The sequence below is a fragment of the Maricaulis maris genome, from assembly GCF_003634045.1.
Taxonomy (GTDB): Bacteria; Pseudomonadota; Alphaproteobacteria; order Caulobacterales; family Maricaulaceae; genus Maricaulis; species Maricaulis maris.
This window is the reverse complement of the sequence record NZ_RBIM01000009.1, coordinates 39519-60235: the sequence shown is the minus strand read 5'-3', so window position 1 is coordinate 60235 and position 20717 is coordinate 39519. Positions and strand designations below refer to the sequence as shown.

General features: G+C 62.1%; 24 protein-coding genes. 21 read left to right on the top strand and 3 right to left on the bottom strand.

Annotated elements, in window-relative coordinates; translation table 11 throughout:
- Positions 1–7: 7 nt before the first annotated feature.
- The 9 genes from C7435_RS16400 (at position 8) to C7435_RS16360 (ending at position 7784) form a co-directional block, all read left to right on the top strand.
- A complete protein-coding gene (locus C7435_RS16400; RefSeq protein ID WP_121212515.1) occupies positions 8–727 on the top strand; it encodes an abortive infection family protein in 720 nt (239 codons plus the stop codon).
- Positions 728–882: 155 nt separating this feature from the next.
- Positions 883–1167 (top strand): helix-turn-helix transcriptional regulator, encoded by a 285-nt coding sequence (locus C7435_RS16395; RefSeq protein WP_104829948.1) that lies wholly within the window; start codon positions 883–885, stop codon positions 1165–1167.
- Positions 1164–1670, top strand: coding sequence for a DUF2840 domain-containing protein (locus C7435_RS16390; protein WP_121212514.1), 507 nt, complete (start codon positions 1164–1166; stop codon positions 1668–1670). Before C7435_RS16395 ends, C7435_RS16390 begins: the two co-directional genes overlap by 4 nt.
- On the top strand, positions 1667–2224 hold the full coding sequence (locus tag C7435_RS16385; RefSeq protein WP_121212541.1) for a S26 family signal peptidase: 558 nt from the start codon (positions 1667–1669) through the stop codon (positions 2222–2224). Before C7435_RS16390 ends, C7435_RS16385 begins: the two co-directional genes overlap by 4 nt.
- A 34-nt stretch (positions 2225–2258) precedes the next feature.
- Entirely contained in the window at positions 2259–2606 is a 348-nt protein-coding gene (locus C7435_RS16380) for a DUF736 domain-containing protein (protein WP_121212513.1), read from the top strand.
- Complete coding sequence (locus C7435_RS16375; RefSeq protein WP_233350817.1) at positions 2593–3315, top strand: lytic transglycosylase domain-containing protein; 723 nt, start codon at positions 2593–2595, stop codon at positions 3313–3315. Before C7435_RS16380 ends, C7435_RS16375 begins: the two co-directional genes overlap by 14 nt.
- Before the next feature lie 247 nt (positions 3316–3562).
- Entirely contained in the window at positions 3563–5320 is a 1758-nt protein-coding gene (locus C7435_RS16370; protein WP_121212512.1) for a relaxase/mobilization nuclease domain-containing protein, read from the top strand.
- 23 nt (positions 5321–5343) lie between these two features.
- On the top strand, positions 5344–7353 hold the full coding sequence (locus C7435_RS16365) for a conjugal transfer protein TraG (protein ID WP_121212511.1): 2010 nt from the start codon (positions 5344–5346) through the stop codon (positions 7351–7353).
- Positions 7354–7361: 8 nt separating this feature from the next.
- Positions 7362–7784, top strand: a complete 423-nt coding sequence (locus C7435_RS16360; RefSeq protein WP_121212510.1) for a ribbon-helix-helix domain-containing protein — start codon at positions 7362–7364, stop codon at positions 7782–7784.
- 59 nt (positions 7785–7843) lie between these two features.
- Here the strand turns inward: C7435_RS16360 and C7435_RS16355 are convergent, their stop codons facing one another.
- Positions 7844–8419 (bottom strand): TetR/AcrR family transcriptional regulator, encoded by a 576-nt coding sequence (locus C7435_RS16355; RefSeq protein WP_147422741.1) that lies wholly within the window; start codon positions 8417–8419, stop codon positions 7844–7846.
- 3 nt (positions 8420–8422) lie between these two features.
- Entirely contained in the window at positions 8423–8935 is a 513-nt protein-coding gene (locus C7435_RS16350; RefSeq protein ID WP_233350816.1) for a dihydrofolate reductase family protein, read from the bottom strand.
- Between the two features lie 654 nt (positions 8936–9589).
- Between C7435_RS16350 and C7435_RS16340 the strand changes: the two genes are divergently transcribed.
- From C7435_RS16340 to C7435_RS16285, 12 genes are all read left to right on the top strand, one after another.
- Positions 9590–10063: a GNAT family N-acetyltransferase gene (locus tag C7435_RS16340; protein ID WP_121212507.1), complete on the top strand. Its 474-nt coding sequence runs from the start codon at positions 9590–9592 to the stop codon at positions 10061–10063.
- 148 nt (positions 10064–10211) lie between these two features.
- Positions 10212–11195 (top strand): P-type conjugative transfer ATPase TrbB, encoded by a 984-nt coding sequence (gene trbB, locus C7435_RS16335; protein ID WP_121212506.1) that lies wholly within the window; start codon positions 10212–10214, stop codon positions 11193–11195.
- On the top strand, positions 11192–11521 hold the full coding sequence (locus C7435_RS16330) for a TrbC/VirB2 family type IV secretion system protein (RefSeq protein WP_121212505.1): 330 nt from the start codon (positions 11192–11194) through the stop codon (positions 11519–11521). Before trbB ends, C7435_RS16330 begins: the two co-directional genes overlap by 4 nt.
- Positions 11521–11790, top strand: a complete 270-nt coding sequence (locus C7435_RS16325) for a VirB3 family type IV secretion system protein (protein ID WP_121212504.1) — start codon at positions 11521–11523, stop codon at positions 11788–11790. The genes C7435_RS16330 and C7435_RS16325 overlap by 1 nt, the downstream gene beginning before the upstream one ends.
- Before the next feature lie 3 nt (positions 11791–11793).
- Positions 11794–14253 carry a conjugal transfer protein TrbE gene (trbE, locus tag C7435_RS16320; RefSeq protein ID WP_121212503.1) on the top strand — a complete coding sequence of 820 codons (2460 nt, stop codon included), beginning with the start codon at positions 11794–11796 and terminating at the stop codon, positions 14251–14253.
- Positions 14246–14986: a P-type conjugative transfer protein TrbJ gene (gene trbJ, locus C7435_RS16315; RefSeq protein ID WP_121212502.1), complete on the top strand. Its 741-nt coding sequence runs from the start codon at positions 14246–14248 to the stop codon at positions 14984–14986. The genes trbE and trbJ overlap by 8 nt, the downstream gene beginning before the upstream one ends.
- Before the next feature lie 6 nt (positions 14987–14992).
- Positions 14993–15265 carry a putative entry exclusion protein TrbK-alt gene (gene trbK-alt, locus C7435_RS16310; protein ID WP_121212501.1) on the top strand — a complete coding sequence of 91 codons (273 nt, stop codon included), beginning with the start codon at positions 14993–14995 and terminating at the stop codon, positions 15263–15265.
- A 3-nt stretch (positions 15266–15268) separates the two neighbouring features.
- Positions 15269–16555, top strand: a complete 1287-nt coding sequence (trbL, locus tag C7435_RS16305; RefSeq protein ID WP_121212500.1) for a P-type conjugative transfer protein TrbL — start codon at positions 15269–15271, stop codon at positions 16553–16555.
- Positions 16555–17238: a conjugal transfer protein TrbF gene (gene trbF / locus C7435_RS16300; RefSeq protein ID WP_121212499.1), complete on the top strand. Its 684-nt coding sequence runs from the start codon at positions 16555–16557 to the stop codon at positions 17236–17238. The genes trbL and trbF overlap by 1 nt, the downstream gene beginning before the upstream one ends.
- The gene (trbG, locus tag C7435_RS16295; protein ID WP_121212498.1) at positions 17235–18272 is read left to right on the top strand and encodes a P-type conjugative transfer protein TrbG; all 1038 of its coding nucleotides are present in this window, start codon (positions 17235–17237) and stop codon (positions 18270–18272) included. Before trbF ends, trbG begins: the two co-directional genes overlap by 4 nt.
- A complete protein-coding gene (locus C7435_RS16290) occupies positions 18269–19462 on the top strand; it encodes a TraB/TrbI/VirB10 family type IV secretion system protein (protein WP_121212497.1) in 1194 nt (397 codons plus the stop codon). Before trbG ends, C7435_RS16290 begins: the two co-directional genes overlap by 4 nt.
- Positions 19463–19465: 3 nt before the next feature.
- Entirely contained in the window at positions 19466–19732 is a 267-nt protein-coding gene (locus C7435_RS16285; RefSeq protein ID WP_121212496.1) for a DUF2274 domain-containing protein, read from the top strand.
- Positions 19733–19822: 90 nt separating this feature from the next.
- Here C7435_RS16285 and C7435_RS16280 read toward each other — a convergent pair whose 3' ends face one another.
- Entirely contained in the window at positions 19823–20713 is an 891-nt protein-coding gene (locus tag C7435_RS16280; RefSeq protein WP_170150524.1) for a DMT family transporter, read from the bottom strand.
- Between the last annotated feature and the right edge of the window lie 4 nt (positions 20714–20717).

Sequence of the window (20717 nt, the reverse complement as noted above, 5' to 3'; positions counted from 1 at the left end):
CCGAACCATGGCCGAGTGGTTTGAGGAGAATATCGACATTCAGATTTTTCAACCGCGCTTCCAGGTGGAAGGGGCGAGCAAGGGTAAGACGCTCAGAGGGTTTGTCGAGGTCGCTGAACCGCGTCTCGTTGCTCAGGTTCTACGCATTTTGTGGGCGTATCGCTGCAGTCTTGATGGTTGCATGGACGCGGACGCCGCAAAAGAAGAACGTCTAAAAGCATGGCTTGAACAGTTCACGAACGAGTTGGAAAACGCGTCTGCGCTTAACCTCGACGACGCATTCAAGGACTTCTCACGCGACACCACGCTTCCCAAACTGCGTGCGTCCATCGCCGCCGATCTTGTCGCAGAGAAGCCCGATGTAGCGCTGGACCGTGTGCATACCTACTGCGTCAAACGCTTCCGCGATCTGCTCGCATCGCGCAATCAGGCCGTCGATGCAAAGACCCCGCTCGACGCCATATTCGGTGCATATGGCAAGGCATTACGTGATGAAGGCGCGGTGAGCGAATTCGCCCTGCCGACACTCCGCGTTCAGCACAAGCTCTTCAACAGCCTGAACCAGGCCCGCAACAAGCGCTCCTTCGCGCACGACAATGAGCTTCTCGAGGTTTCCGAAGCCCAGTTCATCATCGATTGCGTCCTCGCTTCGCTTGCATTCATCGAACGCATCGAAGCCTCGCGGCAGACACCGGCCGCCGATTTGGATGATGAAATCCCGTTCTGATCGAACCTGCGAGAAACCGGTACCGCCAATTATTTGGGGGTGACGTTTTCGCCGCGCGCTGATCGTCATCCCTCCCGGCGCGCATCTTACGCTTTTCTCGTCTCCGACGGTCCCGCGCATCCCGCAGCGGGATGGCCTAACCGGAGACGCGACCCATGCCCGATCCCAATGCCGGACTTCCCCCACGCTATTTAAGAACGCCTGAAGCGGCCCGTTTTCTCGGCCTTTCGGGGCGGACGCTCGAAAAACACCGCACCTACGGCACGGGACCACGCTACTCGAAGATCGGAGGCCGTGTCGTCTACGCGATCGAGGATCTGCAGGCCTGGGTCAGCCGCGGGGAGAAGAATTCGACCTCGGATGACACGGGCGACGAGGTGTTGCCCGCCAAGCGGCATGCAGCGATCTCGCCCGCCTATGCACGGAAAGCCGGCTCATGAGCGGCGGCGCCACTGTCGATCTCGTCTGGATCGAAAAACAGATCGAGCACTGGATTCGCTTCGGCAGAATCGTCCGGACAACGATTCTGAGCCGCAGTCGCAGCACCGTCGCTTTCGACCCCGGCGCCGTCTTCGCCTTCGTCCGTTGGCAGGCGAATGACTTCGGGACTGCGCAAAGCCGGATCGACATCCTGCGCGCGCCCCGAACTGGTGAGCCCTATGCAACCGTGCCGCATGTGACGCCCGGCGGTGACAGTCTGCTGCGCCAGTCGGCCTGGCCCAAGGTCGAACAGGTTCTTCAGTGCGCCGATGCGATCGAAGCGCTCGGCATCGATCCGGCCGACGCCGCGCCGGACTACTGGCGCCACGTTCACAACAGGCTGTCTGCGGGCCTGAAACCGCGCTGTTACACCACCGCTCAACATCGCGCCTGGCTCCTGCGCCAAACCTGTCCGCCCGATCCACAGTGGCGGCGCGCCGCGTCGGCGGGGAGCGCGTCATGACTAGGTTCGGTTACGTCATAACGACCTATTTCTCGGTGCTCGCCATCGGCGGACTGGCCTTCGTGCATGTGAGCCCGAAGCTGATCTGGAACGCGTCCGCAAGCGCGCCCATCGGGCTATACGTCATCGCTTCGAACGACGATCTATCCGTAGGGGATCTAGTCGTCGTCGATGCTCCGAAGTCACTTGCGATCTATCTCGACGAGCGCGGCTATCTGCCCGAAGGCGTACCGCTCCTCAAGCATATCGCGGCGCTTCCCGGACAGCGTGTCTGCCGCGATGGCGCCGCTGTCTCTGTCGACGACATCAGCGTGGCGCAAGCCCAGCCGAGCGACCGCTTCGGACGCGACCTACCCGTTTGGCAGGGCTGCCATATCGTCGCCGAGACAGAACTCTTCCTCTTGAATCCCCGCCATCCCGACAGTCTCGACGGTCGCTATTTTGGCGCGCTCCCGGCGGACGCCGTGATCGGACGCGCCGTTCCGATCCTCACCGATGAAGACGGCGACGGCCGGTATGCCTGGCGCACCGAACGCGACGCCGACGCTCCCTAGAATTCTTCCGACCGCAAATGAAAGGAATCTTCCCATGGCTCAGATCGGTCAATTCACCCGCACGGACTCTGGCTTCACCGGACGCCTTCACACGCTCATTCTCTACCGAGAACTCACCCTCGTTCCGGCAACACCGTCGGACAGCGAGAACGCACCCGATTATCGCGTCCATCACGGCGATGATGACGGGCCGGAAATCGGCGCCGGCTGGAAGCGCACCGGCGAGAAGGCCGGTGAATACATCTCTTTGCAGATCGACGACCCGACTTTCGCTTTTCCGATCCGCGCTAATCTCTTCAAGACGGACGCCGAAGACGGACATTGGGCGCTCTATTGGAACCGCCCCACAAAGCGGCCCGAGAAGCGCGATGAGCGCGGCTAGACCGTCTCGCCGCTACGCGATGATGGCGAGGTTCCTCCTCTGCGGTCTGCTCTCCGGCGTGGTTTTCGCGCACGCCGTATCTGCAGAGACCTCGTCCTCCGGGACCGAACACGGCGGTAATTCCTATGCTGCCTATATCTCCGAAGCTGCGCAGCGGTTCGGCATTCCGACGCATTGGATTCTCGCCGTCATGCGCCAGGAAAGCGCCGGCGATGCGCGCGCCGTGAGTCCTGAGAAAGGCGCGATGGGACTGATGCAGATCATGCCCCGGACATGGGATGAACTGCGCGCGCGTTACGCTCTGGGGCGCGATCCGTTCGATCCGCGCGACAACATTCTCGCAGGCGCAGCTTATCTGCGCGAACTGCACGACCGCTTCGGATCACCGGGCTTTCTCGCAGCCTACAATGCCGGGCCGACACGCTATGCCGAGCATCTCGCAACGGGTCGCCGGCTACCCCGAGAAACCCGCGATTATGTTGCGGCGCTAGCGCCGCTCATCGGCGCATCGGTTGCAGCGGAACGGCATGAACAGAGTGCGGTTCTGACCGTGGACTGGCGCACGGCGCCGCTCTTCACCACGCATAGGGATCGACAGGCGTCTGCTGATGAGGTGCCCCAAAGCAGCGATATGGACGCTTATCCTCCGCACACATCCCACGCTTCGGATAGCCTATTCCCACCACATGGAACCGGGGATCAGCGATGACCCCGCTGATCGCACTCTCGCGCAGTCCGTCGCGCGATGGCGTGTTTCCGGGAGGAAGGACGGGAACGGAAGGCGCAACAACAACGGGAGGGCGAGATAAAAGGGGCGGCACTGATGCGCGCTATGCCTTTGTTGTTGTTGGGTATTTCGCCCGCTGCGGCCATGGGCACAGTGCCACCCCACGGCCCAACCCACTGTTTTCACACGGAATTCACCGTGCCGCGCGCTTTCAAGCGGGCGCTTTGTCATGAGCGACCGCGATAATGACATGCGCATCCGGCCCGGCCGCATCCGCAACAAGGGGACAGGCGCCCGGAAGGCTCAAAGCTTCGTCGGCCAGGTTATGGGCGCCGCCCGCAAGGCCGGACACACCGGATACAAGCTGAACGGTTCGAAAGGACGCGGGCGCGGATCGCAATTCGGCCGGGGTCGCTTCGCCGGCGCAGCGCGCGGACTGTCACGCACCCGGCGGCGCGTCATCATCAAGGCGCGGATCGTCCGTCACCGAGGCGCACGTTTCCGTTCCGCCCCGCTCGCCAAACACATCGCCTATCTCAAGCGTGAGGGCGTGACCCGTGACGGGCGCGATGCGGGTATGTTCAACGCCGAAGCGGACAGCGTCGATGATCGCGCTTTCACAGAGCGATGCGAAGAGGACCGGCATCATTTCCGCTTCATCGTCTCGCCCGAAGACGCCGACCGCCTCGAAGACCTGCGCGCTTACACACGCGACCTGATGAATGAGGCCGAGCGCGATCTCGGCACGAAGCTTGACTGGATCGGCGTCGATCATTGGAACACCGACAATCCGCACATCCATGTTCTCGTGCGCGGCCGAGCCGATGACGGCAAGGACCTCGTCATCGCCCGCGACTATATCAGCCGGGGATTCCGCAGCCGCGCCGAGCAATTGGTAGAACTGGAACTCGGGCCGCGCACCGAGCAGGAGATCGCATCCGAACTTCAGGCGGAGGTGAAAGCCGAACGCTGGACGGGTCTTGATCGCGCGCTCCAGGGGCTCGCTGATGGCGGGGCCGGAGTTGCTGATCTGCGTCCCGGCTCACCGGAACCGCGCGATCCGGAACTGCGCAAACTCCTTATCGGTCGCGCCCAGACACTGGAACGGCTCGGCCTCGCCGACAGGCTCGCCCCCGCGGTCTGGTCCCTGAAACCGGGCGCACAGGAAACGCTGCGCGATCTCGCCGAGCGTGGCGACATCATCAAGACCATGCACCGCGCCATGACGGGCGGACCTGATCGCGCGCAAACGGACTTCGCGATCGAGGACACGCCCGATGCCCCGGTCCTCGGCCGACTGGTCGAGCGCGGCCTTCATCACGAACTGACCGGCGAAGCCTATGCCATGATCGACGCCGTGGACGGCCGGGTCCATCATCTGCGCTTCCACGATCTCGACGCCACGGGCGACACGCCTGAAGGCGGGATTGTCGAGACGCGTGTCTGGCGCTCGGACGATGGTGGCCGTCAGCGCATGGCCCTCGTCGGCCGCTCCGATCTCAACCTCGGAACCCAGATAGGCGCACACGGCGCGACCTGGCTCGACCGGCTGCAACTGGCGAAGACCCAGGCACCTCTCAGCATGGGCGGGTTCGGCGCCGAAGTTCGCGAAGCGCTCGACCGACGCGCCGATCATCTCCTCGCCGAAGGGCTCGCGACCAAGAACGGCCGGCGTGTCACCTTCGCCCGCGACCTCCTGAAGACACTACGTGAACGAGAGCTCGACTCAGCCTCGGCGCGTCTCGAAGCGGAGACCGGCTTACCTCGAAGAAATTCTGCAGAAGGCAATCGCATCTCCGGCACCTATCGCCGGCGTCTCGATCTCGCCTCGGGCCGTTTCGCCATGGTCGATGACGGCCTCGGCTTCGAACTCGTCCCATGGAAGCCCCAACTTGAGCGCCATCTTGGCCAGACCGTGACAGGAACGATGACGCCCGGTGGCGGGATCGACTGGAGCCTTGGCCGCAAGCGCGGGCTCAGCCTCTGAGCAAAACCCCGAAAGAAAATGACATGCCGATCAAAACTCAGCAAACACAGGCCACCAAGATCCTCTGGGGCCAGATCATCATCGTCTCGCTCGTTGTGGTCGGCTTCATCTGGGCGGCGACACAGTGGACCGCATGGCGGCTCGGCTTTCAGCCTCAGCTCGGCGCGCCAGTGACCGACATTCTCGGCTGGCCCGTCTATCCACCCTGGAGCTTTTTCGTGTGGTGGTATTTCTACGACGCCTATGCGCCGCGTGTGTTCGTCGAAGGCGCGATCATCGCTGGCAGTGGCGGGATCGCCGCGATTGCCGTCGCGATCTTCCTCTCCGTCCTGCGCGCTCGGGAGGCGCGCGACGTGACCACCTATGGTTCGGCCCGATGGGCGGAACGAAGGGACGTTGAATCTTCCGGACTGCTCGCTTCCGATGGCGTCGTGCTCGGCCGCTTCGAGAACCACTATCTCCGGCATGACGGGCCGGAGCATGTGCTTTGCTTCGCGCCGACCCGAAGCGGTAAGGGCGTCGGCCTCGTCGTGCCGAGTCTCCTGACCTGGCCGGGCTCGGCCATCGTGCATGACATCAAAGGCGAGAACTGGCAGCTCACCGCCGGATGGCGAGCGCGGTTCACCCGCACCATCCTGTTTGATCCGACCGACGCAAAGAGCGCGCCCTACAACCCACTGCTCGAAGTCCGGCGCGGCGACAGCGAAGTGCGAGACGTGCAGAACGTCGCCGACATCCTCGTCGATCCGGAAGGCCTGCTTGAACGCCGGAACCATTGGGAGAAGACAAGCCATTCACTGCTCGTCGGCGCGATCCTGCATGTCCTCTATGCCGAAGCTGACAAGACGCTCGCCGGCGTCGCCGCCTTCCTCTCCGATCCCGGCCGGCCGATCGAGGCGACGCTCGCGGCGATGATGCGCACCCAACATCTTGGCGACCGGGCGCACCCTGTCGTGGCGCAGGCGGCGCGAGAACTCCTCAACAAGTCGGAGAACGAACGCTCTGGCGTCCTGTCCACGGCAATGAGTTTTCTGGGCCTCTATCGCGATCCCGTTGTCGCCAAGGTCACCAGCCGCTGCGACTGGCGGATCAGGGATCTCGTCTCCGGCGCACGGCCGACCACGCTCTATCTCGTCGTGCCGCCCTCCGACATCAGCCGCACCAAGCCGCTCGTCCGGCTTGTGTTGAATCAGATCGGACGCAGGCTGACAGAAGAGTTGAACGCCAATCGCAAGCGCCATCGCCTGTTGCTCATGCTCGACGAGTTTCCGGCGCTCGGGCGTCTCGATTTCTTCGAGAGTCAGCTCGCCTTCATGGCGGGCTACGGTCTGAAAGCCTTCCTCATCGCGCAGTCCCTCAACCAGATCGAGAAAGCCTACGGCCAGAACAACGCCATCCTCGACAATTGCCATGTTCGGGTGAGTTTCGCGACGAATGATGAGCGCACGGCCAAACGCGTGTCCGACGCCCTCGGCACGGCGACCGAGATGCGGGCGATGAAGAACTATGCCGGACACAGATTGTCGCCCTGGCTCGGCCATCTCATGGTCTCCCGCCAAGAGACCGCGCGGCCTTTGCTGACGCCCGGCGAGGTCATGCAATTGCCGCCTGATGATGAAATCGTGCTCGTCTCTGGCGCGCCACCAGTTCGTGGGAAGAAGGCGCGCTACTATGCCGATCCGCAACTCAAGGCGCGCATCCTCTCACCGCCGGACCTAATTGCCGAACCAACCGTATCGAACGACTTGCAAACGGATGATTGGAGCGGCCGGGCTCCCATCGCCGCGCCCAAGCCCACGAAGAAGACGTCCGACGGTACGGGCGAAGACGCCGACGGAGGCATCCGCCGCGAGCCGGAACTGCCGGAGCATGAAGACATTGCACCGGAGCCGACACTGTCTGCGAGGGAAGAATTCGCAGGGCTCGACGACGAACCGGATGACGACGCGCAGCGCGCCCGCCAGATGCAGGGCCGATTCCGCAGCATCGCCCGGCAGGCCTCGCTTGATCCCGATGACGGCATCGATCTTTGAGGCTCGCCATGAAGAAAGATCGGCTCAATGTGTATTTCGATCCGTCGTTGTCGCCGGAGCTCGACGCTTTGGCGGCACGACGTAATGTCTCGAAGTCCCAGATCATCGAGGCAGCGCTCGCCTCCTATCTCTCGCCGGACGCCGCCGATCAACGCGAGGCTGCGATCACGCGGCGCCTTGACCGGTTGACCCGCGCTGTCGAACGGCTTGAGCGGGACGTGACCATCGGCAACGAAGCGGTCGCTCTCTTCGTCCGGTTCTGGCTCACCACGACGCCGCCGCTGCCTGACACAATGCGCAATGCCGCGCAAGCGAAAGGCCGCGAGCGGTATGAAGGCTTTGTGGAGACGCTCGGACGGCGACTGGCGAAGGGGAGTACGCTGTCGAAGGAAGTCTCGGAGGATGTTGCGGGTCTTCGACCAGAGCAATAACGGCTCCAAGCCCTCTTTGCTAGCTTTCTGCAAGGCTGCGAATGTTCGGTTACGAGAGGTCACTCTGCATTTTTGCCAGGTAAGTCTGCACCAATAACCCACTCTATACTGCGGAGAAAGTCCTCCAGCGTCGGACCTTTCCCATTTTTTGCCGCAGCCGCGGCAAAGACAAAGCCGTGTGTGTAGTCTACCAACAAGTTTAGCATTACATCATTTGGATCGCCGTCGTTCAGCAGCCGCGTGTTCTTTCTGATCTCCTCGGTGATTGCGACGATTTCATTACTCATCAGGGATGGGTCTCCCAAGATGCAGCGAACCAGGTTGGCGTTATCAAGCGCGCGCGCGCAGTAAAGCGACAGAATGTGTTTGAGGCGCTTTGTGGATTTTCTGTCCTCGTCCACGGCGAGGGTGCCCTTAAAAGCAAGTTCGACCAAAGCGGCCAATAGGTCTTGCTGGCCACCGACATGGTATTTGATCGCCATTGGCGATACGCCAAGCGCATTGGCAAGTCGCCGAAAGGATATGGCCTCGAGCCCTCCCTGCCGCATCCGCAATAAGGCCGCCGACAGAATTTGATCTTTTGCAAGCGTTTGTGTTCCCTTCTGAGGACGCCCTACGCCTCTTGATGCGGGCATTCCTCAGCTTACCTTGTAGCGCATATCGACCAGGCCGGATTTGAAGTGGGTCACGTCCAGGAGTTCCAGATCGATATCCTTGTCCAACTCGCCAAACATTCGGATGCCCTCGCCGATCAAGACAGGGACGATCGTGACCTTCATATCGGCAATATGACCGGCGCGAAGGAAAGAACGGATGATGGCTCCCCCATCCACGTAAACCCGATCGTACCCACGTCTCTTGAACTCCGCCATGAGCTCGCCTGGCGAGAGCCGGCTGATCTCAACCGTCTCTTTCAGATGACCGGGGACGTCGCTGTCGGTCAGGCTTTTTGACAGAACCACGACGGGTTTTTGATACACCCACTCATCAAAGCCCAATATCGTCTTGAACGACCCCGTTCCCATGACAATGACGTCGGTACTGACCTGAAATTCAGTGAAACCGTGATCTTCGCCCTCCGTATCGAGCTTCATCAGCCAATCGAGAGCATGATCCTTGCGGGCGACGAAGCCATCGAGTGTCATCGCCATCATAATGTGTCCTGTGGGCATGTTTATCCTCGAATTATTTTATACGATGTATAATAAGTGGATTGGGATAATGTCAATCGAGTTTGGAAGAGTGGTCATGCCCGCCAAAGTTGATCAGCATCTGCTAGCGGTCACGAATAACCGGTATTAGCGCACTAGGGGTATTGGCACTGCTGACATGAAGGCCAGCCATATCCGCATCCACACGCTGCGCTCGCCTCTTATCTCTCGCCGGGTGCCGCCGATCAGCGTGAGGCCACGATCACGCGGCACCTTGATCGCCTGACCCGTGCCGTCGGACGGCTTGAGCGGAACGTGACTATTGGCAATGAGGCGCTGGCTCTGTTCATCAGATTCTGGCTTACGACGATGCTACGGCTGCCAGAGACAATGCGTGAGGCGGCGCAGGTGAAAGGTCCGAGGCGTTGTGAAGGCTTTGTGGAGACCCTTGGTCGACGCTTGGCGAAGGGGAGCACGCTGACAAAGGAAATTTCAGAAGACAAGCCGGGGGTTGCTTCTGGGCAATGACCGCGTCGAGCCCTGTTACGCCATTCAATTTTCGTTGATGTCGGCTCAGTCCGAGCGTTGGCCGTTGTCCGCAGGCAGTCGCTGACCTAAGAAAGTACACTCTTTTTCTTTGCGCTGGAAACCAGTTTGAAACCCGAAATCACCTTCACCAGATTGCCTGAGATCAAGCTGGACGAAATTATCGCTCATATGTCCGATCCTCGTGTTGCAGAGCACATGCCGCTTCTGACAAGCAAATGGGACGAGACCGCCGCGGCCAAATTTGTTGCTGCAAAAGAAGAATGCTGGCGGCGCGATGGACTTGGGCATTGGGCTGTATTGTCAAACAATAGATATGTCGGGTGGGGTGGCTTCCAAAAAGAGGAAAACGAGTGGGATTTTGGTTTGGTTTTAAAGCCAGACTCTTTTGGGCTTGGCATACGTATTTCAAGACTGGCGCTCGAGTTTGCCGTTGCCGATGAGCGAATTCCTTTCGTGACTTTCCTTTTTCCGCCGTCACGCAAAAATCTAGGCGCGCTTGAAAGGTTTGGGGCAAGACTTGTCGGTGAGACAGAATACTCAGGGGTCCGGTTTCTCAAATATCGACTTGAGACAGCCTGAGTTATTCGTCTGCATAACTGCCCTTGATCACCGCACGACACTCGCCCCTGCCTCTGTACGCCGTTGCACTACTACGCCCTCAACGCTGTTGCTACTGACCCCTTAACGGTCTTCTTGATCAACCCCGTAATCAAACGCGGGGCCGCCAATGACCGTCCACACATTCAAATCCGAAGCGCTCGCCCGTGGCGCACGCATGCTTAGGACCGCGCTCGGAGCCAGCGTTGCCGCATGGCTCGAAGACCCTGCGGTTGTCGAGGTCATGCTCAACCCGGATGGACGTTTGTGGGTGGACCGGCTGAGCGAGGGCCTCGCCGACACGGGCGAAGAGCTTTCCCCAGCTGACGGTGAGCGCATTGTCCGTTTGGTCGCGCACCATGTCGGCGCGGAGGTCCATGCCGGGTCCCCGCGTGTCTCTGCGGAACTGCCGGGAACGGGGGAGCGGTTCGAGGGGCTGTTGCCGCCTGTCGTCGCCGCGCCGGTCTTCGCGATCCGCAAACCGGCCGTCGCCGTCTTCACGCTCGAAGACTATGTCCGCGCCGGGATCATGCCAGACGATGCGGCGGCGGCATTGTGCGACGCCATCACATCCCGCGCCAACATCCTTGTCGCCGGCGGCACTTCGACCGGCAAAACCACTCTTACCAACGCGCTGCTCGCAGAGGTCGCCAAATCCTCCGACCGCGTCGTTCTGATCGAGGATACGCGCGAGCTCCAATGCCTGACGCCGAACCTTGTCGCTCTGCGTACCAAGGATGGCGTGGCGTCGCTCTCCGATCTCGTTCGCTCCTCGCTGCGCCTGCGACCTGACCGCATTCCCATCGGCGAGGTGCGCGGCGCTGAGGCGCTCGATCTCCTCAAAGCCTGGGGCACCGGTCATCCCGGCGGGATCGGCACCATCCATGCCGGTTCGGCGCTCGGCGCGTTGCGCCGCCTCGAACAGCTCATCCAGGAAGCCGTCGTCACCGTGCCCCGCGCGATGATCGCCGAGACGATCGACCTGATCGCCGTCCTCTCGGGGCGCGGATCGGCGCGCCGGCTTTCCGAGCTCGCTCGCGTCGAGGGCCTCGATGCGAGCGGGGACTACCAGATCCAACCACTTCTTCACCCCCACACAGGAGACCATCCATGACCAAAACCACCATTCTCCATCCACGCTGGCCGCTTTACGCGACGGCGCTTGCGTTCAGCCTTCTGCTCGTCGCGCCCGCCCATGCTGCGGGCTCGGGCATGCCCTGGGAGGCGCCGCTTCAGTCAATCCTGGAATCGATAGAAGGGCCGGTCGCCAAGATCGTCGCGGTGATCGTCATCATCGTCACTGGACTCACGCTCGCCTTCGGCGACTCATCCGGCGGCTTTCGCCGCCTCGTGCAGATCGTCTTCGGCCTCTCCATCGCCTTCGCGGCATCGAGCTTCTTCCTGTCCTTCTTCTCCTTCGGCGGCGGAGCGTTGATCTGATGCGGGAGCTGGCTGACATTCCGGGCTATTACGCGCCCGTCCACCGCGCCTTGGTCGAACCGATCCTGCTCGGCGGCGCGCCCCGCACGGTCGCCATCGCCAATGGCACGCTCGCAGCGGCAGTCGGACTTGGGCTCAGGCTCTGGGCGGTCGGGATCGCACTCTGGCTTGTCGGCCATCTCCTCGCTGTCTGGGCCGCAAAACGCGACGCCCAGATCGTCGACGTCGCCCGGCGTCATCTTCGCTTTCCAACCTGGTTCGGGATCTGAGCGATGATGCGCCTCGCCGAATACCGTTCCAATGCGTCGCTTCTTGCCGACTTTCTGCCGTGGGCGGCGCTCGTCGCGAAGGGTGTTATCCTCAACAAGGATGGCAGTCTGCAGCGCACCGCCCGGTTTCGCGGACCCGACCTCGACTCCGCAACACCGTCAGAGCTCGTCGCCGTGTCCGGTCGGCTCAATAACGCTCTTCGCCGGCTCGGATCGGGCTGGGCGGTGTTCGTCGAGGCGCAACGCTCGCCAGCGCGCGACTATCCCCTCTCGCATTTTCCTGACCCGGTTTCCGCTCTCGTGGATGCAGAGCGTCGCGCGCAATTCGAAGAAGCGTCAAGCCATTTCGAAAGCAGCTACTTCCTGACTTTTGTCTGGATGCCGCCAGCGGACGATGCGAGCCGCGCCGGGCGGTGGTTTTACGAGGATGCCCCCGACAAAGGCCTCAACCCTCAAGAGCACATTGCGAGCTTTACGGCGCGAACGGATCGTCTGCTCGATCTCCTCGACGGCTTCATGCCGGAAGCCGCCTGGCTCTCCGACGAGGAGACGCTGACCTATCTGCATTCGACGATTTCAACGCGCCGCCAGCGCGTGCGCATCCCGGAAACGCCGATGCATCTGGATGCGCTCCTGGCCGATAGCGCGCTCGTTGGCGGACTGGCGCCGAGGCTGGGCGATGCGCATCTGCGCAGCCTCTCCATCATCGGATTCCCAACGACCACATGGCCAGGGCTGCTCGACGAGCTCAACAGCCAGTCCTTCGAATATCGCTGGGTCACGCGCGCCGTCTGTCTCGACAAGACCGATGCGACAAAACTGCTGACGCGCATCCGTCGGCAATGGTTCGCCAAGCGCAAATCCATAGCCGCGATCCTGAAAGAGGTGATGACCAACGAGGCATCGGCGCTGCTCGATAGCGACGCGGCGAACAAGGCCGCTGACGCCGACGAAGCCTTGCAGGAGCTTGGCGCGGACATGGCGGGCGCCGCCTACATCACCGCTACGCTGACCGTCTGGGATGAGGATGAAGCCGTCGCTGACGCCAAGCTGAAGGCGGCCGAGAAGGTCATTCAGGGCCGCGACTTCACCTGCATGCCCGAGACATTGAACGCCATCGAGGCCTGGCTCGGCTCGTTGCCCGGCCATCTCTACGCCAATGTCCGTCAACCGCCGGTCTCCACGCTCAATCTCGTTCACTTGATCCCGATTTCAGCGGTCTGGGCAGGACCGGCCCGCAACGATCATCTGGACGGTCCGCCGCTCTTTTATGCGGAGACGGAAGGCTCGACGCCGTTCCGTTTTTCGTCTCATGTCGGCGATGTCGGCCATACGCTGGTCGTCGGGCCGACCGGCTCGGGCAAGTCGGTGTTGCTGGCGCTGATGGCGCTGCAATTTCGCCGCTACTCGGGCGCGCAGGTCTTCGCGTTCGACTTCGGCGGCTCGATCCGCTGCGCAACCGTCGCCTGTGGCGGTGACTGGCAGGATCTGGCTGGGGCGCTTTCGGATGACGAAGCCGCCGTCCAGCTACAGCCGCTGCGCAACATCGATGATGTCCGCGAGCGTGCCTGGGCGCAGGACTGGTTGTCCGGCCTGGTCGAGCGCGAAGGCGTTTCTGTCGATCCGGTCGCGCGGGATCATCTCTGGTCGACGCTGACTTCGCTCGCCTCGGCGCCCGTCCAAGAACGCACCCTCACGGGACTTTCGGTCCTGTTGCAGTCGACCGAACTCAAACAAGCGCTGGCGCCGTTCTGTCTCGGCGGCCCCTTTGGACGGTTGCTGGATGCGGAGACCGAGGAACTTGGAACGGCCGACTTTCAGGCCTTCGAGACAGAAGGGCTGATCGGATCGGCGGCAACGCCCGCCGTGCTCGCCTATCTGTTCCACCGGATCGAGGACCGCCTCGACGGACGCCCCAGCCTCATCATCGTCGACGAAGGTTGGCTCGCCCTCGATGACGGAACGTTTGGCGGGCAGCTCCGCGAATGGCTGAAGACGCTGAGGAAGAAGAATGCCTCCGTCCTCTTCGCCACGCAATCACTCGCCGACATCGACAACTCCGCGATTGCGCCCGCCATCATCGAGAGCTGCCCAACGCGAATTTTCCTGCCGAACGAGCGCGCCTTCGAGCCTCAGATCGCTGACATCTACCGCCGCTTCGGCCTCAATGAACGCCAGATCGAGATCGTGGCGCGGGCTATGCCAAAGCGTGACTATTACTGCCAGTCGCGCCGCGGCAATCGGCTCTTCTCACTCAGTCTCGGTGAGGTCGCGCTCGCCTTCACCGCCGCATCGTCGAAGATCGATCACGCCAACATCACTGACATCCTCGCCGAACACGGACGAGACGGCTTCGCCGCAACCTGGCTTGCCCGCCGTGGTCTCGATTGGGCCGTCGAACTGCTCGGCCCAATCCCCGCTCCAAATGCCTCAACCCAAACTCAGGAGACTACTCATGCGTAAGAAACTCGCCGCCCTCATGCTGACCGGGGCCATCGCCTTGGCGCCGATGCAACCGGCCTATGCGCTGTTCGGCGTCGGCGACGTCGTCATCGATCCGACCAATCTCGCGCAGAACATTCTGACCGCCGCGCGCACCCTCGAAATGATCAACAATCAGATCACACAGCTTCAGAACGAAGCGCAGATGTTGATCAACCAGGGACGCAACCTCGCAAACCTGCCGCACTCATCGCTGGCGCGTCTGCGGTCGATCATGCAGCAGACGGAGGATCTGTTGGGCGAAGCGCAGCGGGTTGGATACGTCGTCTCCGAAATCGAACGCGTCTTCTCAGAACAATATGGAGACGCCGCAGCGACGGGCGATTTCGCCGCCATGACAGCCAATGCCGAGGCGCGTTGGCGGACCTCGTTTGCAGGCTATGAAGACGCATTGAAGGTACAAGCCGGCGTCGTCGGCAATATTGAAGCGACGCGCACGGAACTGAGCACTCTCGTCTCGCAAAGCCAAGGTGCAGTCGGCGCCTTGCAGGCGGCGCAGGCCGGTAATCAACTTCTGGCATTGCAAAGCCAGCAGATGACGGACCTAACCGCCGCCATCGCCGCGCAAAACCGCGCGGACGCGCTGGACGCGGCTCGGCGAGCCTCCGCTGAAGCGCAGGGGCGCGAGAACCTCAGCCGCTTCCTTGACTACGACACCGGCTACGCGCCGACCACTGTCACGATGTTTCGGTAGGGGCCAATGCGTAGCTCTCCCGACCAGGTCCTCCGGCTCGTCGCCTTCGGCCTCGGCGCACTCGCCGCGCTCTTCGCCGCCGCCGAACTGACGAACGCTGTCGCTCCGGAAGGGCGGGTTGAGCCGTTAGCGAGCGACGATCCTTTGCGGGCGGAACTTTCTCGCTGCCGGATGGTGACGCCGGAAAAACTGGACACCGACACCGTCTGCCGCACCGCATGGGCGGAGCAACGCCGCCGCTTTCTCGGTCTTCCCAGCGACGATCCCGGGAAGGAATAGAGCATGGACGGCGTTGGCGTCATCGACCGGTTCCTGCAGGTCTTTACCTCCTACATCGATAGCGGCTTCGGCCTGCTCGGCGGCGACGTCGCGTTCCTCGCAACCACGCTGATCGTCATCGACGTGACACTCGCGGCGCTGTTCTGGGCCTGGGGCGCGGACGAGGACATAATCGCACGGCTGGTCAAGAAGACGCTCTTCGTCGGCGTCTTCGCCTACATCATCGGCAACTGGAACGCGCTCGCCCGCATCGTCTTCGAGAGCTTCGCGGGGCTCGGGCTCATCGCTTCTGGCGGAAGTCTGAGCCCCGGCGAGCTACTTCAGCCCGGCCGCATCGCCGAAATCGGTCTCGAAGCCGGCCGCCCGATTCTCACGTCGATTTCCGATCTGATGGGCTTTGTTTCTTTCTTCGAGAACTTCCTCCAGATCATCATCCTGCTGTTCGCCTGGCTGGTCGTCCTCCTGTCCTTCTTCATTCTGGCGATCCAGCTCTTCGTCACGCTGATCGAGTTCAAGCTGGCGACGCTGGCCGGCTTCATCCTCGTGCCCTTCGGTCTCTTCAACAAAACCGCCTTCATGGCCGAGCGCGTGCTGGGACTGGTCATCTCGTCCGGCGTCAAGGTGCTGGTTCTTGCCGTCATCGTCGGCATCGGTTCGACCATTTTCGGCGAGTTCACCGCCGGTTTCACGGGTGAGCCGACGATCGAGGACGCCATGGCGATCGTTCTCGCTGCGCTCTCCATGCTCGCGCTCGGCATCTTCGGTCCGGGCATCGCCAACGGTATCGTCTCGGGCGGCCCGCAGCTTGGCGCAGGCGCCGCGGTTGGCGCCGGTCTTGCCGCCGGCGGTCTTGCAGTCGGCGGGGTCGCCGGCGCCCGAATGGCCGCAGGAGCTGCTGGCGCCGGAGCACGCGGGGCAGCCGCAGTCGCTGGTGGCGCCTCGACCGCCTACCGCATGGGAAGCACAGCCGCCGGCGGCGGCGCTTCCGGTGTCGCCGCTGGTCTCGCCAGTGTCGGACAAGCCGGCGTCGGCGCCGCTACAAGCCCGCTTCGCCGTTCTATGAGCGAAAGCTACCGCTCCGGCTCGCGCGCAGCCTTCGAATCGACCGGCGGCAAGTTCAGCAATAGCCCCGAGCCCGCTACGTCGACGAACGACGGGCCGCCAGCCTGGGCGCGTCGCATGAAACAACAGCAAACCCTTCACCACGGCGCCGCCGTCGCAGCTCATGCCATTCGCTCCGGCGACCATGGCGGCGGCGGGACCGCTGTCAGCCTTTCGGAGAAATCATGATGTTCCGTCGCCCGAGCGTTCGATATTCGAAAACCCCCGATCCCGTCACGCCCTATCAGAAAGCCGCGCAGGTCTGGGACGAACGTATCGGCTCCGCCCGCGTGCAGGCCAGGAACTGGCGTCTGATGGCGTTCGGGTCCTTGCTTCTCTCAGGCGGGCTCAGCGCGGCACTGGTCTGGCAGTCCATACAAGGAACAATCACGCCCTATGTCGTCGAAGTGGACCGGCTTGGCGCGGCGCAAGCCGTGGCGCCTGCCGCCGCCGACTTCCGTCCGACCGATCCGCAGATCGCTTACCACCTGTCGCGCTTCATCGAGAATGTGCGCCAGGTCCCCGCCGATCCCATCGTGTTGCGCCAGAACTGGCTGCACGCTTACGACTTCACGACCGACAGGGGCGCGTTGGCGCTGAACGACTATGCCCGGGTGAACGACCCCTTCGCCAAGGTCGGCGACACGCAGATCTCCGTCGAAGTCTCTAGCGTTATCCGCGCTTCCGAGAGCAGCTTCCGCATCGCCTGGATCGAGCGCCGCTACGCCAACGGACAGCTCGCCGCGACCGAACGCTGGACCGCCATTCTCACCATCGTTCTGCAACAGCCGCGCGATTCCGAGCGTCTGCGCAAGAACCCGCTCGGCATTTTCGTCAACGCCATCAACTGGTCCCGGGAGACTGCCCAATGACAAGAACACTTCATCCAGCAAAAGCCTCCGTCGCCGCTCTGCTCACCGCATCGGCGCTATCGGGATGCGCGACGTTCAAACCGCCCGAAATCGCCTATGACGAGCTCCCCATCGAAGCGACGCTTCTGCCGGAGCCCGAGCGGCCCGTGCGGATCGTCGAACGCGCCGAACCGCTTCCGTTACCGGGACAGCTCAAGCCCGTTGACGGGGAAGCGCTGGAACCTGAATCCGCCGACCCTGCCGAACGTGTCAATGAAGCGAACGCCGCCGCCCGCATGGAGCCCGTGCGCGACGGGTTCATCAACGCGGTACAGCTCTACCCTTACAGCTCCGGCGCACTCTATCAGGTCTACGCATCGCCGGGGCAGATCACCGACATCGCCCTGCAACCCGGAGAGAGCCTGGTTGGCTCCGGCCCGATCGCGGCTGGCGACACGGCCCGCTGGATCATCGGCGACACCCAGAGCGGTTCCGGCGATAGCCAGCGTATCCACATCCTGGTCAAACCGACACGACCCGATCTCCAGACCAACCTCGTCATCAATACGGATCGGCGGACCTATCATCTCGAACTTAGGGCGAATCCGTCCGCCTATATGGCCTCGGTCTCCTGGACCTATGCCGAAGATGCCTTGATCGCGCTCAGGCGGCGCAATGCCGAGGCGGAAGCAGCCTCACCGATCGGACGCGACGTCGCACTGGACTCCTTGCGCTTCCGCTACCGGATCGAAGGTGATCGCGCGCCCTGGCGGCCACTGCGGGCCTTCGACGACGGGCGACAGGTCTTCATCGAGTTTCCGCGCGGAATCGGTCAGGGCGAGATGCCGCCGCTCTTCGTCATCGGACCGGAAGGCGAAGGTCAACTCGTCAACTACCGCATCGCCCGCAACTACATGATCGTCGATAGGCTTTTCGCCGCCGCCGAACTACGTCTCGGCGACAAGCAGAAACGTGTGCGGATCGTGCGTACAGATGGCGTCAGACGCAGCGCCCATACCGCCTCGCCCCGAGCTTCCGGTGGAGCAGACAAATGAGCGAGGGTGCCGAATGCAAGCCGGACTCTCTTGATGAAAAAGAGATCGCGGAATACCTGCGGCTTCGCGCCGATCCTCCCCGTGTGATGCGGCTTTCGCGCCGTGCCCTGACTATCCTGGGTGCCGCCGGAGTTTTGGGGCTCGGCGCTATCCTGATTGTGGCGTTGCATGACCGCAAGCCATTCGATGGCCCACAGGAACTCTATTCCACTGAGCATATTCAGGAGGCTGATGGCCTGTCGCGTTTACCGGTCGACTATGGGGCTGTCCCGCGGCTTGGTCCTCCACTGCCTGGCGAACTCGGACGCCCCATTCTGTCAGCGCAGCGACGTGGCCAGCCGGTACCGCCACCAGTCATCACAACACCCGCTGTTGACCCGGAAGAACAGCGCCGACTTCAGGAAATGGAAGCGGCCCGGCTGAGTCGTCTCTTTGCCGACGCCAAGACCTCCATTGGCGAATCCCCGCGAACTCTGCCCTCGATCGCGCTCACGCAGTCCGACACCGGATCATTCTTTCCAGCGAGCGCAACGGTTGCCGCTCTCGATGCAGCGGATAGGCGGGAGGCATTCCTCGATGAACCCGTTGATCGCCGCACGACGAGCGCCGATCGGCTCACCGATCCGCCAAGTCCCTTTGTGGTGCAAGCCGGTGCGGTCATCCCGGCAGCGTTGGTCACAGGGCTGCGCTCGGATCTTCCCGGCCAGATCACCGCCCAGGTGACATCCAATGTCTTTGACAGTCCGACGGGGCGTTTCCTGTTGATCCCGCAAGGCGCGCGCCTCATCGGTGAATATGATAGCCGTGTCGCCTTCGGGCAGAGCCGCGTACTTTTGGCCTGGACACGGCTGATCCTGCCCAATGGTCGCTCCATCGTTCTCGAACGCCAGCCAGGCGCCGATGAAGCGGGCTACGCCGGACTGGAAGACGGCGTCAACAACCACTGGGGCAGGCTATTCATGGCGGCCGGTCTCGCCACCGTCTTGAATATCGGTGTGGAACTCGGCGCTGATGATGACGGCGACATCGCCCGCGCCATTCGTGATGGAACACAGGACACGATCGGCCGCGCCGGCGACGAGATCGTCCGTCGTCAGCTTTCTGTTTCGCCGACCTTGACCATTCGCCCCGGCTTCCCCGTGCGTGTCATGGTCACGCGCGATCTTGTACTCGAACCCTATCGGAGTTGATCCATGACCAAGCTGAAACTCGGCGCCATCCCCGACGATAGGCCCGTCAAGCTGAGTATTGAGCTGCCCGCCGACGTGCATCGCGATCTTGTGGCATATGCCGAGGTGCTGGCACGAGAGACCGGACAGAAGAATGAGCCGGCCAAACTCATAGCGCCCATGCTAGCACGCTTCATGGCGACGGATCGCGTATTTGCTAAGGCACGCAAAGACAGTGGCCGTCGCATCACGCCGCGCGATTCTGGCCCATCAGGCAGCGGTGACGTTTGACATCTGACGCGCCAGACCCAGCAGACAGCGCAGGGGGTGGATTGTCATTCGGGTGAGACCACACTGCTCTCTCACTCAGGCTAAGCGGTTTCATCGCCGTTTCCTGTTCCAGTGACTGAGAATGGCAGAGATTTGATTATTCGTGATCGCCATGCCCAGAAACAGCAAGAACACAGCAATAAGAAACCAGACAGTTATTACCTCGCTGAAGAAGATTGCGCCTGCTCCCGTACCGGCCACCGTGGCGAAATAGCCGACCTGACTAAAACCAACCCCGTCGGTTCTCCGAAATAGTTCGAACGTCAGGATATAGCTGAGCGCTGTGACGCAGCACAGGCCGAGAAGTGCTGCGGCAGCGTCTATTGTCCATGATGCGAGCGCCGCACCCTCGACATAGACCGCGAAGGGTAGAAACAGCAGCGCCTGAGATGAGAGCGTACCCGCCGCGAGTACAAGTGGAGACACCCCTTCAGGCATGGCGACATCCCGGTACACGTTTGCAATCGAGAGCAGGATGGGAACAGCGCAAGCCGCCGTCAGCCACAAAGCGCCAAAATCCATCCTGACCGTCCCGTTTGCCGTAGCAATACTGACTCCGGCCAAGCCGATAAGGATGCCGATCAGACGATACATGGGCAACACCTGGCGCCGGACCAATGATGACACCAGAAATGTCATAAGCGGCGACAGTGTGACGAACATTGTAAACAGGCTCGCGGGAACTTTCTGTAGTGCGAAAAACCCTAGTATTTGCGGGGCGGATACGCCGATCAGCCCATTGACGACGCAATAGATCAGCACAGGACGCGATACCAACGCCGCAAGACGCATATGTTGCGACAGCACCAGTCCGGCGGTCAGAAGGACACTGGCCCCGAACACTTGCAGCACGAACAACGTTAGCGGCGCTTGACCTTGTTGTACAATGTACTTTCCGAACGCGAAATTAGCGCCGACGAGCAAACCGATGATGATGATCAACAGC